Source organism: Pseudoalteromonas sp. EB27 (assembly GCF_001974875.1).
Lineage (GTDB): Bacteria > Pseudomonadota > Gammaproteobacteria > Enterobacterales > Alteromonadaceae > Pseudoalteromonas.
Genome location: NZ_MTQD01000023.1, coordinates 1 through 17,483, shown reverse-complemented (window position 1 = coordinate 17,483; position 17,483 = coordinate 1). Strand labels below are relative to the sequence as shown.

Annotated in this window: 17 protein-coding genes and 1 pseudogene; 11 read left to right on the top strand and 7 right to left on the bottom strand. The window is 40.3% G+C overall.

Going from position 1 to position 17,483, the window contains the following annotated elements; translation table 11 throughout:
* Nucleotides 1-43: 43 nt before the first annotated feature.
* The 3 genes from leuB to fabR all read right to left on the bottom strand — a co-directional run bounded on the left by leuB (nt 44) and on the right by fabR (nt 3,700).
* Nucleotides 44-1,120 (bottom strand): 3-isopropylmalate dehydrogenase, encoded by a 1,077-nt coding sequence (leuB, locus tag BW142_RS19735; RefSeq protein ID WP_024600010.1) that lies wholly within the window; start codon nt 1,118-1,120, stop codon nt 44-46.
* On the bottom strand, nt 1,117-2,670 hold the full coding sequence (gene leuA / locus BW142_RS19730; RefSeq protein WP_008171909.1) for a 2-isopropylmalate synthase: 1,554 nt from the start codon (nt 2,668-2,670) through the stop codon (nt 1,117-1,119). Before leuA ends, leuB begins: the two co-directional genes overlap by 4 nt.
* A 406-nt stretch (nt 2,671-3,076) precedes the next feature.
* On the bottom strand, nt 3,077-3,700 hold the full coding sequence (gene fabR, locus BW142_RS19725; protein ID WP_010555448.1) for an HTH-type transcriptional repressor FabR: 624 nt from the start codon (nt 3,698-3,700) through the stop codon (nt 3,077-3,079).
* A 126-nt stretch (nt 3,701-3,826) separates the two neighbouring features.
* On the opposite strand from fabR, the gene BW142_RS19720 reads away from it, so the two are divergent.
* Together BW142_RS19720 and sthA are read left to right on the top strand one after the other, a co-directional pair.
* The gene (locus BW142_RS19720; RefSeq protein WP_024589509.1) at nt 3,827-4,960 is read left to right on the top strand and encodes a fatty acid desaturase; all 1,134 of its coding nucleotides are present in this window, start codon (nt 3,827-3,829) and stop codon (nt 4,958-4,960) included.
* A gap of 13 nt (nt 4,961-4,973) precedes the next feature.
* The gene (gene sthA / locus BW142_RS19715; protein ID WP_024600008.1) at nt 4,974-6,404 is read left to right on the top strand and encodes a Si-specific NAD(P)(+) transhydrogenase; all 1,431 of its coding nucleotides are present in this window, start codon (nt 4,974-4,976) and stop codon (nt 6,402-6,404) included.
* Between the two features lie 98 nt (nt 6,405-6,502).
* Here the strand turns inward: sthA and hemE are convergent, their stop codons facing one another.
* Nucleotides 6,503-7,567 (bottom strand): uroporphyrinogen decarboxylase, encoded by a 1,065-nt coding sequence (gene hemE, locus BW142_RS19710; RefSeq protein ID WP_076926051.1) that lies wholly within the window; start codon nt 7,565-7,567, stop codon nt 6,503-6,505.
* Between the two features lie 530 nt (nt 7,568-8,097).
* Here hemE and BW142_RS19705 point away from each other — a divergent pair.
* Nucleotides 8,098-8,568 (top strand): Rsd/AlgQ family anti-sigma factor, encoded by a 471-nt coding sequence (locus BW142_RS19705; RefSeq protein WP_007582240.1) that lies wholly within the window; start codon nt 8,098-8,100, stop codon nt 8,566-8,568.
* 65 nt (nt 8,569-8,633) lie between these two features.
* Here BW142_RS19705 and fkpA read toward each other — a convergent pair whose 3' ends face one another.
* Entirely contained in the window at nt 8,634-9,380 is a 747-nt protein-coding gene (gene fkpA / locus BW142_RS19700; protein ID WP_024595253.1) for an FKBP-type peptidyl-prolyl cis-trans isomerase, read from the bottom strand.
* Between the two features lie 215 nt (nt 9,381-9,595).
* Here fkpA and BW142_RS19695 point away from each other — a divergent pair, with 215 nt between their 5' ends.
* Nucleotides 9,596-10,594: a hypothetical protein gene (locus BW142_RS19695; protein ID WP_076926050.1), complete on the top strand. Its 999-nt coding sequence runs from the start codon at nt 9,596-9,598 to the stop codon at nt 10,592-10,594.
* Nucleotides 10,581-10,796 carry a SlyX family protein gene (locus tag BW142_RS19690; RefSeq protein ID WP_007378900.1) on the top strand — a complete coding sequence of 72 codons (216 nt, stop codon included), beginning with the start codon at nt 10,581-10,583 and terminating at the stop codon, nt 10,794-10,796. The genes BW142_RS19695 and BW142_RS19690 overlap by 14 nt, the downstream gene beginning before the upstream one ends.
* A 32-nt stretch (nt 10,797-10,828) precedes the next feature.
* On the opposite strand, the gene BW142_RS19685 is transcribed toward BW142_RS19690, so the two are convergent.
* Nucleotides 10,829-11,032 carry a YheV family putative zinc ribbon protein gene (locus tag BW142_RS19685; protein ID WP_007378899.1) on the bottom strand — a complete coding sequence of 68 codons (204 nt, stop codon included), beginning with the start codon at nt 11,030-11,032 and terminating at the stop codon, nt 10,829-10,831.
* A 132-nt stretch (nt 11,033-11,164) separates the two neighbouring features.
* Here BW142_RS19685 and BW142_RS19680 point away from each other — a divergent pair, with 132 nt between their 5' ends.
* From BW142_RS19680 to BW142_RS19660, 6 genes are all read left to right on the top strand, one after another.
* Nucleotides 11,165-13,087 (top strand): ATP-binding cassette domain-containing protein, encoded by a 1,923-nt coding sequence (locus BW142_RS19680; RefSeq protein ID WP_076926049.1) that lies wholly within the window; start codon nt 11,165-11,167, stop codon nt 13,085-13,087.
* Nucleotides 13,071-13,493 (top strand): TIGR02444 family protein, encoded by a 423-nt coding sequence (locus BW142_RS19675; protein ID WP_076926048.1) that lies wholly within the window; start codon nt 13,071-13,073, stop codon nt 13,491-13,493. Before BW142_RS19680 ends, BW142_RS19675 begins: the two co-directional genes overlap by 17 nt.
* 617 nt (nt 13,494-14,110) lie before the next feature.
* Nucleotides 14,111-14,257, top strand: a complete 147-nt coding sequence (locus BW142_RS20770; RefSeq protein ID WP_004335931.1) for a hypothetical protein — start codon at nt 14,111-14,113, stop codon at nt 14,255-14,257.
* A gap of 112 nt (nt 14,258-14,369) precedes the next feature.
* Nucleotides 14,370-15,362 (top strand): hydrolase, encoded by a 993-nt coding sequence (locus BW142_RS19670; RefSeq protein WP_024595257.1) that lies wholly within the window; start codon nt 14,370-14,372, stop codon nt 15,360-15,362.
* On the top strand, nt 15,359-15,613 hold the full coding sequence (locus BW142_RS19665) for a YheU family protein (protein ID WP_007378894.1): 255 nt from the start codon (nt 15,359-15,361) through the stop codon (nt 15,611-15,613). Before BW142_RS19670 ends, BW142_RS19665 begins: the two co-directional genes overlap by 4 nt.
* Nucleotides 15,614-15,677: 64 nt before the next feature.
* On the top strand, nt 15,678-16,874 hold the full coding sequence (locus tag BW142_RS19660; RefSeq protein WP_076926068.1) for a dipeptidase: 1,197 nt from the start codon (nt 15,678-15,680) through the stop codon (nt 16,872-16,874).
* Between the two features lie 379 nt (nt 16,875-17,253).
* Here the strand turns inward: BW142_RS19660 and BW142_RS19655 are convergent.
* A pseudogene (locus BW142_RS19655) lies at nt 17,254-17,483 on the bottom strand (elongation factor Tu); the annotation flags it as partial.

Below are 17,483 nucleotides of genomic sequence, written 5' to 3'. Positions count from 1 at the left end.
TGTTTGAGTTGCAGCATAACGGTGCTGCAACTTTAATATGTTATTAAATGCGAGAAACGATAGCTGCTGCCACATCGCTTGTGCTGTAACCTGCATTTGGATATATATCTGGAGTGCCAACGCCTGCTTCTACGGCTTCTGCTACAGCTTTTTCAATGGTCCGCGCAGCTTCGTCTTGCCCTAGCGAGTAACGTAGCATTAATGCGGCACTTAAAATTTGTGCTATTGGGTTTGCAACGCCTTTACCTGCAATATCTGGTGCTGAACCGCCTGCTGGCTCATACAATCCAAAACCCGATTGATTCAAGCTTGCCGATGGTAATAAGCCCATTGAGCCTGTGATCATGGCGCACTCATCTGACAAAATATCGCCAAATAAGTTATCGCAAAGTAGTACGTCAAACTGGCTAGGCTGTTTAACTAATTGCATAGCGGCGTTATCTACGTAAATGTAATCTAAGCTTACTTCTGGGTAGTCTTTACTAACTTCGGTTACTACTTCGCGCCATAATACGCTTGATGCTAATACATTGGCTTTATCAACAGAGGTAACATGGTTACTACGTAGTTTTGCTGCTTCAAAAGCAAAGCGTGCAATACGCTCAATTTCTTTTCGTGAGTAAGTTTGCGTATCAAATGCAAACTCTTCAGCGCCTTCACCACTGCGGCCTTTTTCACCAAAATAAATGCCGCCGGTTAGCTCACGCACACATAAAATATCAAAACCTTTTTCGCTAATATCAGCGCGAAGTGGTGACGCTGCACTTAATGCAGGTAATAACTGTGCAGGGCGTAAATTACAAAACAAACCAAAGTGCTTACGAAGCGGCAATAACGATGCGCGCTCAGGCTGCTCGTTTGGTGGTAAGTTTTCCCACTTAGGGCCACCAACTGAGCCAAATAAAATGGCATCGGCACTTTCACAAGCACTTAGTGTTTTTGGTGGTAAGGCTTCACCAAATTCATCAATGGCTGCGCCACCAATAGCATGATGCTGACGGTTTAATGTAAAACCAAACTTATTGCTCACAGCATCAAGTACTTGCTCTGCTGCCGCCATTACTTCTGGGCCAATACCGTCGCCAGCTAATACTGCAACGCTGTAGTTTGTTTTACTCATCCTGCTTTCCTTTGTTGTTTTAAATCAGACACTTTTTGTGCACGATAAATTAAGTTATAAACACGGATCATGGCGCGTACCGACGCTTCAACCACATCCGCTGCAATGCCCGCACCGTGGTAAGGGCGACCATCGTATTTAGCAATAATGTTTACTTGGCCTAATGAACTTGCACCTTGGCCTGTTGCTTCTAAGTTATATTCAATCATTTCAACGCTCATACCGGTTAAGCGCTCAATAGCTGCAAAGGAAGCTTCAACTGGGCCATTACCTGTCGCGGCTTCTTGTTTAGCTTCGCCATCAATTCGCATTCCAATCGTAGAGCTTGCTACCGATTGTGAGTTAGAGGCTGAGTTAACAAATTCTAATTGGTATTTTTCATCTTTGTCGTTAATTTGATTAAAGTAAATCATCGCCTCAAGGTCGTAATCGTATACTGTGCCTTTTTGGTCAGCCAATTCGATAAAGCTTTTATATAAGCCATCCATATCGTAATCAGATTTTTGATAGCCTAACTCTTCTAAGCGATGCTCAATAACATGACGACCCGAACGCGAAGTCATATTTAATTGGTTGCTTGGCACACCAACGCTTTCTGGCGACATAATCTCATAAGTATTTTGCGCTTTTAATACACCGTCTTGGTGAATGCCAGAACTATGCGCAAAGGCGTTTTCGCCAACAATCGCTTTATTTGGTTGTACTGGCATATTACAAATTTTAGCCACTTGACGAGATGCGCGGTAAATTTCTTCACTTTTAATATCGGTGTATACTTTTAAGTGGTCGTGGCGCATTTTCATAATCATCGCCACTTCTTCAAGCGAGCAGTTACCAGCCCGCTCACCAATGCCATTAATAGTACACTCAATTTGGCGCGCCCCGGCTTGCACTGCGGCTACCGAGTTTGCTACTGCTAAACCTAAATCGTTATGGCAATGCACACTTAAGCGCGCTTTATCAATATTTGGCACGTTATTCATTAAATGGCGGATCATCGCGGCATATTCGTCTGGCGTTACAAAACCAACGGTGTCTGGCAAGTTAATAGTTGAAGCCCCGGCATTAATGGCCTGCTCAACAATTTTACATAGATCCCAATGTGGCGTACGACCAGCATCTTCACACGAAAACTCAACATCATCAGTATAGTTACGTGCCAATTTAATTGATTTAACCGCCATGGCCGTTGCATCATCTAGGCTCATACGTAATTTATGTTCAAGGTGTAAAGGGCTTGTAGCAATAAAAGTATGAATACGGCTTTGCTGTGCTGTGCGAAGTGCTTCGCCACAGGCTTCAATGTCTTTAGCAACTGAGCGTGCTAAACCACAAATAATTGGACCTTTTACTTCGGTTGCAATACGTTGCACCGAGCGAAAATCAGCGGGGCTCGAAACTGGAAAACCCACTTCCATCACATCCACATTCAAGCGGCTAATTGTATGTGCTAATTGAATTTTATCATCTTCAGTAAGGCTTGCTTTAAGTGCCTGTTCGCCATCACGTAAGGTGGTATCAAAAATCCATACTTTATCTTGCTCTTGCATAACTGCCCCTCATTCCTATGTTACCCAAATTTCAATTAATCCCAGCCGCGAGATAAAAAAAACCCCGCAATTGCGGGGTTTTTTAGTGTTCAACTCGATGCAAACACACTAATCCCCGCTTACTTGCCATAGCAGTAAGAGGTTAAGTTTTAGTGTAATTAAACGAATAATATGCATCTTGTTTTCTTATGTGTGTGTTCAGTGAAGCCTATTTTTAACATTCATAGCCGCACCAAGCAAGCATAAATATTCTACACAATAGATTTAAAAATGATTCAATTAGGTTTTTTAATTCAACATAGGTCTATATTGGGAATTAAAACAACAAATACGTAACTAGCGACGCTTAAATTAATAAGCACTGCAATATACCGTGCTTATATTAACTTTTTACAATTTTTTTAAGCTATGCTTCTTTATTCGTTTCTCTTACGTAATGCCCGGCTCCACGAGTAATATAGCGCAGCTGCCAAATAACGCGCTCAATCAATTCGTCGCGTTGCAATCCTTCTATATCGAGCGCTTCTGCACCCGCATTAAATACGAGCGTTACCATAGATTCCGCCTGAATATAGGCATGCATGGCATTACACTTAGTTTCACTTTCTAAATAATGAGCCAGCTCTAAAATAAAATGTTTTACCTCGCGCGCTACAGCGGCTCTAAATGCTTTAGAAGTCCCAGAGCGTTCTCGCAGCAACAACCTAAATTGGTTGCTTGAGTTATCAATAAACTCCATAAAAGTAACCACTGAGGTATTTATAACACTGCCGCCATCATTTGCTATTCGTCTGCGTGCTTGACGCATTAGTTGACGAAGGGTTAAACCGGCTTCGTCTACCATGGTTAAACCTAGCTCATCCATGTCTTTAAAATGACGATAAAAAGAAGTTGGGGCAATACCGGCTTCTCGTGCTACTTCGCGTAAACTTAAATTCGAAAAACTATGATCAGCACTCAGCTGATTAAATGCCGCTTGAATTAACGCCTGTCGTGTTTTTTGTTTCTGTTGCGCTCTAACACCCGACATCAACAGCTCCCTGAATTATTTTATATGAATATTTAGTGATATTAGCTCAATTGTACAGTCTAATACTTGACGACGAGAGTTTGAAATACTATTTTAGCTTACAGTTGTACGCTGAGATTGAGAATTATGAATAAACCACCGATTATTTGGACAAACGTCCTATTTTTTAGCCTAACCTTTTTGGCGGCTGCCACACTTGTACCTTGGTACGCTATTAGCTACGGATTTACCAGCGCGCATTGGATTGCTTTTGTAGGCTGCATGTTTTATGCGGGCTTATCAATTACTGCCGGCTACCATCGATTATGGGCACATAAGACCTATAACGCACACCCTGCAGTTGAATTTATTTTTGCGCTAGGCGGCGCTTTTGCACTACAAAACAGTGCTTTGCATTGGAGTAGCGATCACCGTATACATCACGGTCAAGTTGACGACCCAATAAAAGACCCTTACGCGGCTACCAATGGTTTTTGGTATAGCCATATCGGCTGGATGTTACGTGACTACCAAGGCGATAGCTACAACGACTATAGTAATTGTCGTGATTTACAACGAAATAAAGTCGTTATGTGGCAACATAAGCACTACTTAAAACTAGCTATTGCTATGAACGTAGGTTTGCCTCTAGCACTTGGTTTATTGGTTGGTGATGTGTGGGGTATGTTAATCCTTGCAGGTTTACTACGCTTAGTACTAAGCCAACACTTTACCTTTTTTATAAATTCGGTTGCACATATTTGGGGCTCTCGCCCATACACCGAAAAAAATACGGCACGTGATAACGGCTTTTTAGCGTTATTTACATACGGTGAGGGGTATCACAACTTCCACCATATTTTTGCAAGCGACTACCGTAACGGTATTAAATGGTTTCATTACGATCCAACAAAATGGATGATTCGCTCTTTAGCAGCTGTTGGTTTAGCTAATAAATTGAAGCGTACACCTGTTGAACGTATCGAAAAAGCAAAGGCCGAAACGCTAATGAGCAAAACGCAAACGCGTCTTGCAAAATTGCCTTTAGCACAAGATAAGATTACATTATTACAACAAGAGTACGATTTACTGCTGAAAAAACTGCAAAATTATTGTTCACTACAAAAACAAGTGTTAGAAGTTAAAAAAAATAACATGGCAAAGCAGTGTGAACGCTCAGCATTAATGGCACAATACCATGAGTTGGAAGCCGCCTGGGAAAATCAAAAACAGGCATGGCTAGCACTTAATGCGAGGTTATTAAAAGCCTCTTTTAATTAATTTAGGAGTGGCTGTGGCCAAACAACCAGAACAAAAAAAAGTACCCGTGACATACCAATATGATGCAATAATTATTGGCACGGGTCCTGGCGGTGAAGGCACCGCCATGAACCTTTCAAAAAACGACAAAAAAGTAGCGGTTATTGAACGCCAAGAAGCTGTTGGTGGCGGTTGTGTACATTGGGGAACAATTCCTTCAAAAGCGCTTCGCCATTCTGTTAGCCGCTATATTGAATACAAAGCAAACCCGTTATTTAATATTGGTGAGCGCCCTAGCCGCTTAACTTTTCCTGATATTTTACGTCACGCCAGTTCGGTTATTTCTAAGCAATCTAATTTACGTAGTAGCTTTTACGACCGTAACCGCATTCATATGTTTCAAGGTGATGCGAGCTTTGTAGATAAGCACACGATTGAAGTAAAAAGAAATGACGGCTCAACCGAGCGACTAACGGCTAAAACGATTGTTATAGCAACGGGTTCACGCCCTTATCGCCCACCAGAAGTCGATTTTACGCATTCTCGTATTTACGAAAGTGATACAATACTAGGCCTTAAACACGACCCTCACCGCGTACTTATATACGGCGCTGGTGTAATTGGTTGTGAGTATGCTTCTATATTTAAAGGTTTAGGCGCTAAAGTTGATTTGGTTAATACACGCGACCGACTACTTGCTTTTATGGATGCTGAAATATCTGACGCGCTTAGCTATCACTTTTGGAACAGCGGTATTGTTATTCGTCATAACGAAGAGTTTGACCGAATAGAGACCCGTGACGACTGCGTTATTATGCATTTAAAATCAGGCAAACGCGTAAAAGCTGACTGTATTTTATTTGCTAATGGCCGTACTGGTAATACAGATACATTAAACCTTGAAGCCATTGGTTTAAAAGCCGATAGCCGTGGCCAATTAAAAGTTAACGAAACATATCAAACAGAAGTTGATAACGTTTACGCTGTAGGTGATGTAATTGGCTACCCAAGCCTTGCTAGTGCTGCGTTTGACCAAGGTCGTATAGCTGCTGATGCAATTGCATGTGGTAACTGTGACGACCGCCTGATTGTTGATATTCCGGCCGGTATTTATACCATTCCAGAAATGAGCTCAGTAGGTAAAACAGAGCAAGAACTTACAGCCGCTAAAGTACCGTATGAAGTTGGCCGTGCTCAGTTTAAGCATTTGGCTCGCGCGCAAATTGCTGGTACTGAAGTAGGTAGTTTAAAAATATTATTCCACACTGAAACCAAAGAAGTACTTGGCGTACATTGTTTTGGCGAGCGTGCATCTGAAATTGTTCACATTGGCCAAGCCATTATGGAACAAAAAAATGGTGGCAATAATATCGACTACTTTGTAAATACCACATTTAACTACCCGACCATGGCTGAAGCCTACCGTGTTGCGGCATTAAATGGTTTAAATCGCTTATTTAAGTAGGTTATTAAGTAAGGTTTTTTTAAAGCCCTTTATAAATAGATAACAAAAAGCCCGTTAATTAGCGGGCTTTTTACTTTTAAACAGTTTTTAAACCATTATTACTTATGGTACTTAGCACTTAGCTCATGTACTGCATTAATGAATACGCCAGCATTTTCAGGGTCTACATCTGGTGTAATACCGTGGCCTAAGTTAAACACGTGGCCATTGCCCGTACCAAAATCTTCTAAAATAGTGCCTACTTCTTGACGAATACGCTCTGATGTACCGTGTAACATAGATGGGTCCATATTACCTTGTAGAGCCACTTTATCACCAACACGGCGCTTAGCGTCGCTAATATTAATAGTCCAATCAAGACCAATTGCATCACAACCTGTTGCTGCAATAGCTTCAATCCATTGACCACCATTTTTAGTAAACAAAGTAACCGGTACTTTACGACCATCGTATTCACGAATTAAGCCATCTACAATTTTATGCATATATTGTAGTGAAAACTCATTGTAATCGCGCGGGCTTAATACACCACCCCATGAGTCAAATACCATTAGCGATTGCGCGCCAGCTTTAATTTGAGCATTTAAGTAATCGATAACTGAATCTGCTAACTTATCTAGTAATAAATGAAGTGTTTGCGGCTCTGCAAACGCCATTTTTTTGATTTTACCAAATACTTTGCTGCTACCGCCTTCAACCATATAAGTTGCTAGTGTCCAAGGTGAACCAGAAAAACCAATAAGTGGTACTTCACCCTTAAGTTCACGACGAATAGTGCTTACTGCGTTCATAACGTAGCCAAGCTCGTCTGTAGGGTCTAACTTTGGAATTTTTTTAACATCAGCAAGTGATGAAATAGGACGTTCAAACTTAGGGCCTTCGCCAGTTTCAAAGTAAAGACCTAAACCCATCGCATCTGGAATCGTTAAAATATCACTAAATAATATAGCGGCATCTAACGGGTAGCGACGTAATGGTTGCAGTGTTACTTCACATGCAAGTTCTGCATTACGGCACAGGCTCATAAAATCGCCCGCTTGTGCACGTGTTGCACGGTACTCTGGTAAATAGCGTCCTGCTTGGCGCATCATCCATACCGGAGTTACATCAACAGGTTGTTTTGCAAGTGCACGTAAATAACGGTCGTTTTTTAATTCGCTCATGGCGTAAATGATCCTAAGACTTGTATAAATTGTGCAAGATTGTACCACCATATTCCCCGACCCTCTATTGCTTAGGGACGAAAACAGCTTTAGCTAGAGGCAGATCAATATAATGGAGTGTTTTAATCCATTTTGACTATAAAATAAGCAAAAAAGAATAACATTTAAAACTTTTTATTAATATGTTTGCAACATACTAAAAACCTTGTTATTGTTTGTCCCGCGTTAACAAAAACAACAATAAAAATCTTAAAACAATAAAAATAAAAGTTTTAAAATAATAACAATAAAAATCATCTCATAAAAATAAGAAAGCTTGTTATAACAAGTCACTGAAAGAAATTAGACCACCGTAACTGGTGGTTTTTTCTTGCCTGCAATAAAACTCCCCCATCTTAATTAATATAAAAAGATACAACTCACAACTGGGTTACTTTACTTGTTGATATACGCTCAAATTAAATATATCTTGATGTACAGTGAGTTATTATATTTTTAATTAAAAACCAACCCAGCCTAGGAGAATAATTATGCTGACGCGTGTAGAAAAAGCTCAACAGAAATGGGGTGGTAGCCACACAGTAATTGATAAATGGCTAAACGAACGCCAAGACCTTATTGTACTTTATTGCAAAATTGCAGGCTTTACGCCGTACGAAAAACAAGATCAGGCATTACCAGAGCCAAAGCTAATTGAATCATTTTGCCAACTTTTAATGGATTACCTATCTGCAGGCCATTTTGAAGTGTATGACGATATAGCAAAAGCATGTGAAAAAAAGGGCTTACAAAGCCAAGAGTTAGCAAACTCTATTTACCCGCGTATTTCTAGTACAACCGACATAGCGCTTGATTTTAATGATAAATACGCTGAAGTAGACAAAGAAGACTTGTTAAAGGGCTTTGATGATGACTTATCTGTTATTGGCGAAGCATTAGAAGCACGCTTTGCACTTGAAGATGAGCTTATTGATAACTTGTTTTCTAATCACGCAAACTAATATGTTATTTACGCACATTAAAAAAGGGACCTAAGGTCCCTTTTTGCATTTACACAATAAGCTTATTATTGTGCTGGTGCTTCTTCATTTTGAATTTCAAGTAATTCAACTTCAAATACAAGTGTTGAATTAGCTGGAATCTTACCTAAGTCACGGTCGCCGTAAGCAAGTTCTGAAGGAATAGTGAACTTGTACTTAGAACCCACTGACATAAGTTGTAAACCTTCAGTCCAACCCGCAATTACGCGGTTAAGAGGGAAAGTTGTCGGTTCGTTACGTGCATATGAGCTATCAAACTCAGTACCGTCTAATAAAGTACCTTTGTAGTGTACTTTAACTACATCAGTTGCTACTGGCTTTTCGCCATCGCCTTCGCTAAGTACTTCGTACTGCAGGCCAGACTCAGTTACTGTAACGCCTTCTTTTTTAGCGTTGTCAGCTAGGTATTTAACACCCGCTTCTTTGCTTTTTTCAGACTCTACTTTTGCTTTTTCTTCTTGCTTAGTACGTACTGATGTATCTAATTCAGTTAATACTTCACGAATTTTTTCTTCGTCAAGCTTTGCATTGCCAGCAAGTGCATCTTCAAAACCACGGATTAAAAGTGCTTGGTCTAGTTCAATACCAATTTCTGTTTTGTCTGCTAGGTCTTTATTTAAAAAGTTACCTACAGATGCACCAATACCGTATGCTTGTTGCTGTTCAACAGTGTCTAATTTAACTTCAGCTTGTTCTTTTTTTGCTTCTTGATTACAAGCTGTAAGCGCTAAAACTGACGCTGCAATCAATGACAATCTAATCGTCTTTTTCATTTTAAATCTCCGACACACTTTGCAGTTGTCATTTTAATGTATTATTACTAGTTAAAGATTAACGGCCCACATGATAGGCTGCTTGTTTAATGACTAAATTCCACATTGTTAGCTAAACTAAAAACATATCCAGTGATTAGACAAACAACCTAGGCATTTAACGCGTCCTAGTCTAACCTCTCAGTCACTAAGAGTTAAGGGGAAATACCTGTAATATGTCGATATTTCGTACTTTTTTAATCGTATTTAGCTGTTTTTTAGCCATCGCCTGTACCGATAAAAAACAACACGCTGTAGCAAGTTACGAACATGCTGCACAAGGTGCGTTTTCATCTACACTGTCAAACGATGGTAAATACAGTTTGATCTCCTCTATCAACCATGGGGTCGCCCTATGGGATAATCAACAGCAGGTACTAAAATACCAATGGTTTCAGCAGCAAGATCAAGACAGTTTGGTATACGCCGTTGCTATTGCTTTTGATAACAGCGTGGCTGTTACCGCCGAAAAAACCACGTTTGCTGTGTGGGATATAGCCACAGGCAAAAATAAAGGTTATTACAAAATACAAAAAGCCAGTATTCGCGATATTGCTATTAGCAATCAAGGCCGTAGTGTTTTATACGGCCGTAGCGACGGCGTTGTCGTATTTGTAAACCTAGAAACCGGACGTCGCATTGAGTTTTTAGGTCATCAAGATAAAGTTAACACCGTTGACCTATCACCTAACGGACGCTTTGCTTTGAGTGGCTCTAACGATTATGTTGCTTACTTTTGGGATACACGTACAGGGCAAGTAATTCATCGTTTTAATCACCCAACGCGTGTTACCCAAGTAACGCTCGATCCACAAGGTCGCTATGCGTTTACGGCCGATAGTATGGCACAAGCAAATGTATGGAAGCTGACTACAGGTGATCTTGTGAGTAAACTGAAGTATATTGCGCGTCAGAAAATTTTTACTGCTGTGCGTTTTAACGAACAAGGCACTTTGCTTGCAACAGGCTCGCCAAATAAACGCGTAGATTTGTGGCAAATACCAAGCGGTGAAAAAATTCAAACTTGGCAGGTTACCCCGCGCGAAGGCAGCAAGCCTAAATCGGCGGTGGTGCTAGATGTGACATTTACAGATAACGGTAAGTCGTTGTTAACCGAAAGCTCCAGCGGTATCGCAGAGCGATTTATTATACGAGAGAATAATGAACACAATTGAACATCGCTTAATGGAACTTGAAGCCAAAGTGGCTTTTCAAGACGAAACAATTGAAGTCTTAAATGATGAAATAAAAGTGCACCAGCAACTGTTAGCAAAAATGAAACGCCAAACTGAGCTGCTAGCAGAAAAAATTAAAGAGTCGCAGTCATCATCATCTATGATGTCTGAAGCACCTGAGCCGCCTCCACCGCATTACTAAAACCGGTAAAAATTAGGCAATAAAAAACCGGGTTAGTCGCCCGGTTTAAATACACCAATTACTTGTTCAAATTGGCGAGTAGACGCCTGAACAGCGTTATCTGGTTGCGCCATTTTATGACCACACTCAACACACTCTACTTTTTCAACATCATGTTCTCTGTATAGCATCATAGTATCCATGGCTTTGCAGTCAGGGCACGATGCACCAGCAATAAAACGCTTCTTTTGTCTCACAACATTTTTCCTGTGGTTTGAACTACTGCTATTTTATCGTATAACTTCACTTGTTGATACGCTTGATAAGAGCATTAAGTTCTATGTTATGATAGCGCCAACTTAACAAGGGCACAGCAAAGTAACGCATTCATGATCCAAATTTCAGAAATAGAACTACTTCGTGGCGGTAAAGCCTTATTAAAAAATGCATCAGCTACGTTATTTCCAGAACATAAAGTAGGCCTTGTTGGCGCTAATGGCTGTGGAAAATCAACGTTATTTGGTTTACTAAAATCTGAATTGCAACTCGATGCTGGTAATTGCAGTATTCCCAAAGATTGGTCTATTGCCTCAGTAAAACAAGAAACCCCCGCCCTTGAAATAAGCGCAATTGATTATGTACTTCAAGGCCACCCAGAATACTACGCAATGCGTATAGCACTGCGTGAGGCCGAGCAAAACAACGATGGCGACACACAAGCCAAAGTACATATTCAGCTTGAAAACATTAAAGGCTACAGCATTGAATCAACCGCCGGTGAGCTATTACACGGCTTAGGCTTTGCCAATAACCTTATAGAAAACCCTGTAAGCTCTTTTTCGGGTGGTTGGCGCATGCGTTTAAACCTTGCCCAAGCATTGATACGCGACGCCGATTTACTATTACTCGATGAGCCAACAAACCACCTTGATTTAGATGCTGTTTATTGGCTTGAGCGTTTTTTACGTGCTTACACTGGCACCCTTGTACTTATATCGCATGACCGTGAGTTTTTAGATGCGGTGGTTGATCAAATTTGGCATGTAGATAAGCAACTTATCAACGTGTACAAAGGTAACTACTCGCAGTTTGAACGCCAAAAAGCTGAGCGCTTACTACAACAACAAGCAATGTTTGATAAGCAACAAGATCAAATTGCGCACCTTGAGCAGTTTATAACGCGTTTTAAAGCAAAAGCCAGTAAAGCTAAACAAGCACAAAGCCGTGTAAAAGCACTGGAACGCATGGAAAAACTAGCGCCAGCACATGCCGACTCGCCATTTAACTTTGAGTTTGCAGAGCCAAAAGCATTACCAAACCCACTAATGACAATAGATAAAGCCAAAGCGGGTTATGGTGACGTCACTATTTTAAATAATATAGAGCTAAACCTTGTACCAGGTAGCCGAATTGCTTTACTTGGTCGAAATGGCGCGGGTAAATCAACATTAATTAAACTGCTTTCTGGTGATTTAGAGCCGCAAGCGGGCGAAGTTATTCAGCATCACGGATTAAATATTGGTTACTTTGCGCAGCATCAGCTGGAATCTCTTGATTTAAAAGCCAGTGCAATAACGCACATACAACGACTAGACCCAAAAGCCACTGAGCAATCACTACGAGACTTTTTAGGTGGTTTTGCCTTTATTGGCGATAAAGCCCTTGAGCCTGTAGCCCCATTTTCGGGCGGCGAAAAAGCACGTTTAGTACTTGCTATGTTGGTATATCAAAAACCAAACTTATTACTACTCGATGAGCCAACTAACCACCTTGATTTAGAAATGCGCCATGCACTGGTTATGGCACTACAAGGCTTTGAAGGCGCTATGGTTACCGTATCGCATGATCGCCATATGCTTAAAAACACTGCCGACGAGTTTTACTTAGTAGATGATGGCAAAGTAACGCAATTTGGTTACGACTTAGATGCGTATTATCAGTGGTTACTGAATGCCAATAAAGAAGCGGTTAAAGCGCAGCAAAACGACGAGCCTAAAGTAAACCCAGGTGTTAACCGTAAGGAGCAAAAGCGCTTAGAGGCGGAATTTAGAAAAGCCACTCAGCCACTTAAAAAGCAAATTGAAAAGCTGGAAAAGCAACTCGATAAATTTACTGCAGAGCTTAGCGAAGTTGAAGTAGCCCTTGGCGACAACGAACTCTACAACGATGACAACAAAGCCAAGCTTAAAGAGTTATTAGCTAAGCAAGCAACGCTTACGCCTAAACTTAACGACATTGAAGAAGAGCTACTAATGGCACTTGAAGAAATGGAAGAAAAAGAGCAGGCATTCGCCAATGAACTTGCTCAATAGCGACCATTTTTGGCAGTTTGCGTACACCTTGTACGCAAAGCCTGAGCAACAAAAAACCTTGCTGGCACTACAAAACCAGCAAGGAAAAAATGTTAATTTATGCTTATTACTGCTTTATTTAGATTCATTAAATTTAAGTGTTAATGCCCAACAGTTAAATGAGTTAATAAATGTAACTAGTGAGTTTGATACTCACGCATTACAGCCTCTGCGCGCCGCACGCAGCTATTTAAAAGCTAATCAGAATACAATAAGTAATTACGCCACAATACGCGAAGAGTTGCTAAGCGCTGAGCTGAAGCTTGAAAAACAACAGCAACATATGTTGATTGAAGCAGTAAATGAGTTTGAATTAGTCAAACATACAGAGCCAAACAATATTGAGCTATATGTGAAAGCCACTTAGGCTGCTACTTTTTGTGCCCTCTTCCACTGCTCATTCTCTTTTCTTTGTGCAAAAAACCTTTAAGTGATTTATTCACAAAGAGCTTAAGATGCGCTTCGCTTTTAGAGGAAAATAAACTAAATTACTTAGATATAAATATTGAGCGGTTTGTTTAGCTGAGGAGTTTATTACCCTGTCCTAATCTTCTTCTCTTTTTCTTCTTTTTGCGCAAAGACCTTTAAGTAATTTACTCACAAAGAGGTTAAGAGGCGCTTCGCTTTTAGAGGAAAACAAACTAGATTACTTAGATATAAATATTGAGCAGTTTGTTGCTCTACCCTCATTTACTTCTCATTCTTTTCTCTTTGTGCAAAAAAATCTTTAAGTGGCTTACTCAAAAAAGTTTAAAGCGCTACGCTTTTAGATAAAGTGAAAAAAATGAATTAAGATCAGCTCACTATTTCAAGCAAAAAACTCTCTTAGCTCTCAGTGGTAATAACTTAGTAGCCCTTAAAGCATGATCTAAATCAACTTAGCTTCGCTCCTACATCTGCTTATGTAAATAACTTGATCTCGATCACGTTGCGACCTGCAAACACCGCCTATGATTAACCCATCAACAACGAGGGGAACAACTCATGAACGTATTTTTTAGAGACTTTTTTACAGATCCAGTTTTATTTATGTCTTTTGGGTTTTTAACCATCGTTGTTTCTTTGTGTATCTTTTTTGCTTTTTTCTTTTTGAAAAAAATACATGATGCAGAAATTCCCGAACAAAATTAAGCACGACGCACTAAAGCGCCTTATTAGTTTACTAGTTAGGCGCTTTTTATTTTCTGAAGCGAAAAATTTGGTACACTAGCTTTTCGTTTAATACAAAGTGCGTAGTACAAACATGATCTCTCAGTTCAAACCAGCATGGTGGATGACCAATCGTCACGTTCAAACCATAATGCCGCGTTTTTTCCGCCCATTTCACCACACTCGCTACGAACTTGAGCAACTTGATACACCTGATGGTGACTTTATTGAGCTCGCATGGTCACTTCCACATAACGAAACCGCACCACTTGCCGTTGTTTTGCATGGCCTTGAAGGCAATATAAATAGCTTTTATGCCAAAGGCATGATGAAGGCGTTAAAAAAACAAGGTTATGCAGTTGTGCTTATGCACTTTAGAAACTGCTCAACTGAAGTAAACCGCCTTCCACGTGCTTATCACAGTGGTGACACCGCCGATTTAGCCTTTTTTATAAATCATCTTAAGCAACAATACCCAGATAGAGCGATGGTTGCCGTGGGCTTTTCGCTTGGTGGTAATGTGCTTGCTAAGTACTTAGGCGAAGAGAATACAAACTGCCCACTCAATGCAGCTGCAGTGGTATCGGCGCCTTATGACTTATCATCATCAAGTGATGTTATTCGTAAAAGCTTAGGTAAAATTTATCAAAAGTATTTGCTCGATCGCATGAAAAAGTCGATGCAACGTAAATTACCGCAAATTAAGCAGCAAATTCCTATAACTACCGATCAATTAATGAATATTGATGATTTATTAGAGTTCGATAACCAACTTACAGCACCGTTACATGGCTTTGAAAATGCCCACGATTACTATCGTAAAGCCAGTGCTATGCCGTACTTAAAAGATATCGCTATACCCACACTTATTATTCATGCCAAAGACGACCCGATGCTCTCAATTAAAGCCGTACCGAGTAGGCAAGATGTAAGTGAGCATGTTACGCTGCGCATCTCTGACAAGGGCGGACACGTTGGTTTTATTAGCGGTAAAAACCCATTTAAGCCTATATTTTGGTTAGAGAAAGCCGTGCCATGCTATTTTGGGCAACATGTTTTAGGCAATGCAAACAAAGAGCAATTATGATTATTCCTTTTGAACAACTCGATAAAGACACCCTTTACAACCTAATAGAAAGCTATGTTTTACGTGAAGGCACCGATTATGGCGAAGTAGAAGCAAGCATCGAATCTAAAGTTAACCAAGTTAAGCTACAGCTTAAAAATGGCGAAGCCATGGTGTTTTTTTCAGAGCTTCATGAGTCTGTAACTATTATTTCGAAGGGCGAATTTAAAGCGCTGCAAAGTGAAGAGCATCAAGCACAGTCGTTTGATTAAGGCGTAGTACTTGTAACTTTTGAGTTGAACGTACACAATGGCTTTTTACCCAAAGAGCCAAAACATGATAAAACTCAGCACTCTAGTGGTAGCCATATCACTAGCATTAACTAGCCAAGCCCAAGCAGAACAAACAATAACAGCATCTGAAAAGGCAATTAAGCTCGCTAAAGACACTATTTTAATTGATACCCATATCGACGTACCTTACCGAATTCATAAAAACTGGGTTGATGTAACTAAAGCGACAACTGATGGCGATTTCGACTACCCTCGCGCTGTAAAAGGCGGTTTAAACGCACCGTTTATGTCGATTTATATTCCTGCGCATTTGGAGTTTGAAGGTAAAGGTAAAAGCTATCAGCTAGCCAATCAAATGATTGATAGTATGGAAGCCATAGCCCAGCGCGCGCCCGATAAGTTTGCTATTGCTAGCTCAAGCAGTGATATAGAGGAGCAATTTAAACAAGGTAAGCTCTCTATCGCAATGGGTATGGAAAATGGCTCTCCAATCGAAGGGGATATGAAGAATCTTCAGCATTTTTACGAGCGTGGCATTCGCTACATCACGCTAGCGCACTCGCAAAGCAACCATATTTCGGACTCGTCTTACGATATACGCCGTAAATGGAAAGGCTTAAGCCCATTTGGTAAAAAGCTTGTCACTGAAATGAATAATATTGGTATGTTAATCGATGTATCACACATCTCTGATGATGCGTTTTATCAGGTTATGGATCTATCTAAAACGCCGGTAATTGCCTCACATTCATCACTTCGTAAATACACACCAGGCTTTGAGCGTAATATGAATGACGATATGCTATTGGCACTTAAAGAAAATGGCGGCGTTATTCAAATCAACTTTGGCTCAAGCTTTGTTACTGCTAAAGCAGGCAGTTGGGGCAAGCAATTAAAAAGCACAAAAGAGTCTGCTAAAAAAGAAGGCACTAAGTTAAGCAACGATTTTGATGCTGCGTACCGTGCTAAAAATCCATACCCATTTGCAAGCCTTGAACAGGTGCTTGATCATATTGATCACGTAGTTGAGCTAATTGGTATTGATTATGTAGGTATTGGCTCTGATTATGATGGAGTTGGTGATTCATTACCTATCGGCTTAAAAGATGTATCTAGCTACCCTAATCTTGTTCAAGGTTTAATGGACAGAGATTACAGCGACAAAGATATTAAAAAGATTTTAAGCGGTAATTTATTGAGAGTTTTAAAACAAGCTGAAGAATATGCTAAAAAGCATTAAAGCTTTTATCATATATTAGTAATTGGCTAAAATACCAAAAGCTAACTCAATATAAGCGCGGCCTAGCCGTGCTTTTTTATATTTAAGAGCTCAGTTATTTTCAGTAACCGTTTCCCTCGAGATTCGTAAAACTCAACCCAAGCTACGACAAGAAAGTTATAACTCAAAGCTAATCACTTTTCTATAGGCATTAAAAAAGGCCACCTAAGTGAGCTTTTTATAATAATTAACTTTAACGTTAATTATTACGCTTTGAACGTTACTACAACGCACCTACGCCTAAAGTAAGAGCGCCACCTTCATATGACACTTTATTTTAGACATTAAAAAACCCGAGACTAAGCTCGGGCTTTTTGGTAACAATTAGCTAGGCTAATAATTACGCTACGATAGTTGCTACAACACCAGCACCTACAGTACGACCACCTTCACGGATAGCAAAACGAAGACCTTCATCCATCGCGATTGGTGCGATTAGAGTAACTGTCATCTTGATGTTATCACCAGGCATTACCATTTCTACGCCTTCTGGTAACTGTACGTCACCCGTTACGTCAGTTGTACGGAAGTAGAACTGTGGACGGTAACCTTTGAAGAATGGAGTATGAC

Excerpts from the sequence above, each read along its gene's own strand:
- fabR (WP_010555448.1), bottom strand. The coding sequence starts at position 3,700 with ATGTCGGGTGTTAGAGCGCAACAGAAACAAAAAACACGACAGGCGTTA.
- BW142_RS20770 (WP_004335931.1), top strand. The coding sequence starts at position 14,111 with ATGAACGTATTTTTTAGAGACTTTTTTACAGATCCAGTTTTATTTATG.
- fkpA (WP_024595253.1), bottom strand. The coding sequence starts at position 9,380 with ATGAAAAAGACGATTAGATTGTCATTGATTGCAGCGTCAGTTTTAGCG.
- BW142_RS19705 (WP_007582240.1), top strand. The coding sequence starts at position 8,098 with ATGCTGACGCGTGTAGAAAAAGCTCAACAGAAATGGGGTGGTAGCCAC.
- BW142_RS19680 (WP_076926049.1), top strand. The coding sequence starts at position 11,165 with ATGATCCAAATTTCAGAAATAGAACTACTTCGTGGCGGTAAAGCCTTA.
- BW142_RS19690 (WP_007378900.1), top strand. The coding sequence starts at position 10,581 with ATGAACACAATTGAACATCGCTTAATGGAACTTGAAGCCAAAGTGGCT.
- leuA (WP_008171909.1), bottom strand. The coding sequence starts at position 2,670 with ATGCAAGAGCAAGATAAAGTATGGATTTTTGATACCACCTTACGTGAT.
- leuB (WP_024600010.1), bottom strand. The coding sequence starts at position 1,120 with ATGAGTAAAACAAACTACAGCGTTGCAGTATTAGCTGGCGACGGTATT.
- BW142_RS19665 (WP_007378894.1), top strand. The coding sequence starts at position 15,359 with ATGATTATTCCTTTTGAACAACTCGATAAAGACACCCTTTACAACCTA.
- BW142_RS19660 (WP_076926068.1), top strand. The coding sequence starts at position 15,678 with ATGATAAAACTCAGCACTCTAGTGGTAGCCATATCACTAGCATTAACT.
- BW142_RS19675 (WP_076926048.1), top strand. The coding sequence starts at position 13,071 with ATGAACTTGCTCAATAGCGACCATTTTTGGCAGTTTGCGTACACCTTG.
- BW142_RS19695 (WP_076926050.1), top strand. The coding sequence starts at position 9,596 with ATGTCGATATTTCGTACTTTTTTAATCGTATTTAGCTGTTTTTTAGCC.
- BW142_RS19670 (WP_024595257.1), top strand. The coding sequence starts at position 14,370 with ATGATCTCTCAGTTCAAACCAGCATGGTGGATGACCAATCGTCACGTT.
- hemE (WP_076926051.1), bottom strand. The coding sequence starts at position 7,567 with ATGAGCGAATTAAAAAACGACCGTTATTTACGTGCACTTGCAAAACAA.
- BW142_RS19720 (WP_024589509.1), top strand. The coding sequence starts at position 3,827 with ATGAATAAACCACCGATTATTTGGACAAACGTCCTATTTTTTAGCCTA.